At 44.7% G+C, this 2,271-nt stretch carries 2 protein-coding genes; both read left to right on the top strand.

Going from position 1 to position 2,271, the window contains the following annotated elements:
• Positions 1 to 1,044 (top strand): YdcF family protein (locus AB3112_RS10835; protein WP_367334492.1); only part of this gene is annotated, 1,044 nt, incomplete at its 5' end.
• 18 nt (positions 1,045 to 1,062) lie between these two features.
• On the top strand, positions 1,063 to 2,160 hold the full coding sequence (locus AB3112_RS10830) for a VanZ family protein (RefSeq protein ID WP_367334491.1): 1,098 nt from the start codon (positions 1,063 to 1,065) through the stop codon (positions 2,158 to 2,160).
• Positions 2,161 to 2,271 lie beyond the last annotated feature (111 nt).

Genomic DNA, 2,271 nt, shown 5'->3' with positions numbered 1-2,271 from the left:
ATTATCTTAATTATCGTTGTTGGACTATTTTGTACATATTTAATCAAATTACGCAATTCACTGTATATCGGTGCGCTCGCCAACCTTTCGCTTCTGGTCCTGCTCATCTTCTTGGTACAGTTAATTTCGCTTTTGAATAGTCAATTCTGGGGGATTGTCCTAGGTGTTGCCGTCTTCATCGTTGGCGGTTTGGTACTTTTAGGACTGGCCCTAAGCTTTATTTTCTTCTTTATTAACGCCTTTGTGGTCTGGAAGCGCGAAGGTTACAGCCTGAGCAGTTCACTGACACTGATAACTGGGATTGCGGTCGTTGTGGTCGATATTCTCTACTTCACCAATCCATCTTTTGGCCCCAGACCCCTGCAAGCGGCAGTTACAACCTTCTTGACCCTACTTATTTTCTACGTCCTGCTCACAGTTTGGAACACCATTTCGTCGATGCTGTTATACCGTCTTTACTTTCCCAAAAAAGATAAGGACTACATTATTGTTTTGGGAAGCGGCTTGATCGATGGCTACAAAGTTGGTCGTCTGCTGGGTAACCGAATTGATAAAGCTCTCGAATTCTACCACGATCAAATCAAAGCCACCGGCAAACACGCCAAATTAATTTTTTCTGGCGGCCAAGGTGGCGACGAACTGTTACCAGAGGGAGAAGCGATGCAAAAATACGCATTGGAACATGGCATCCCCAAAGAAGATACCCTGGTTGAAAACAAATCCGTCAATACCAAACAGAATCTGCAATTTTCTCGTCAAATGATCGAAAAAGATAGTGGCAAGACCGATAGCAAAGTCATCTTCGTCTCAAATAACTATCATATTTTACGTGCCGGTGTGCTGGCGCGAAAGTTAAAGTTCGTTGCCTTTGGCGTTGGCGCGCCAACCCCATTTTATTTTCTGCCCAACGCCGTTATTCGGGAACACCTGGCATTTTTAGTCATGAATAAGCGGTCCAATATTGCCATCATTACTTTAATTGTACTGATTTCAATTGGCGCCGGTTTGTTGCTGTACTTTATTCCAGGCGAAACAATCAAATAACTAGTTTAGGAGAGCTTTATGTCACAGTATATTCACGTTATTTATACCGCAGCCTTTTTATTCCCGCTGCTATCGATTTTTATTACCTTGCCAATATTGCTCGTAAGTTATCATAAATACGGCGCGATACCTAAGTGGAGTATCTTCATGCTTTACACCTTCGTATTCTATATGATGTGTGCCTACTTCCTAACGATTCTGCCGCTGCCGTCACGGACTTATGTAGCCCATCTGACAACGCCGACACACAACTTTGTGCCGTTTACCTTTGTCAGAGAGTTTATCAAATACAATCCATTTTCACTCACCCATCCGGGGACTTGGCTTGCCGCACTTAAAGCACCAACCGTCATCCAGCCGGTCTTTAATATTTTCCTGACCCTGCCGTTTGGTTTCTACATGAAATATTACTTTCAACGATCATGGAAACAAACCATTCTATTGACCTTCTGCTTGTCGCTGTTCTTTGAGCTCACGCAGTTATCCGGGCTCTACGGATTTTACCCGCGCCCATACCGCCTGTTTGATGTCGACGACCTGTTGCTTAATACGACTGGTGGCATTGTCGGTGCTGCTGGGGCAGTCTGGCTCGGCCGCTTCCTGCCAACCAAGGCACAGGTTACCGAGCGGACGATGGCGCTCAGCAAGAACATTTCGCCAATTAGACGGATTGCAGCCCTTGGTGCTGACTGGATCATCATTTCAATTTTTAGCGCCATTCTTGGTATTGTGATCAAAACACCGTGGGTGACCACCGCGATTGGTTTTATCATCTTTATCCTAGGATTTGAACTGGTGAGACAACAAACCATCGGCATGCGGCTGGTCCACATCAAAATTGTTGACCGCAATGGTCAAAGTGCCAGCCAGGCTAAAATTTTACTTCGCAATCTATTGGGCTACGGGATCATTGGCGGGCTGTTTGAAACCGTTGGCCGTCTGCTGGATATGACAGCTACAGCGCCTTATTCACAGCTGACCAATATCCTCCATCTTGTGTTAGTCCTATCATTTTTCCTTCTGTTGGTATTTGTCGACCTCTTGATTGACTGGTTCTCACAGAAGCATCTATTGTTCTTCGAAAGATTAAGTGGCACAGACACCAAGCCCGCTTGATTTATTGTAAATTGTATATAGAAAAACTACTAAGCTTAGAGGCGTATATGAGACTCGACGGAGTCCATATACGCCTCTATTACTTTATAGTGGTAGTGAAGCACAGGCCGT

The sequence above is a fragment of the Lentilactobacillus sp. genome, assembly GCF_040773105.1.
Classification (GTDB): domain Bacteria; phylum Bacillota; class Bacilli; order Lactobacillales; family Lactobacillaceae; genus Lentilactobacillus; species Lentilactobacillus parabuchneri.
Note: the sequence above shows the minus strand (reverse complement) of the source record. Positions and strands in the feature narration are given on the sequence as shown.

Excerpts from the sequence above, each read along its gene's own strand:
- AB3112_RS10830 (WP_367334491.1), top strand. The coding sequence starts at position 1,063 with ATGTCACAGTATATTCACGTTATTTATACCGCAGCCTTTTTATTCCCG.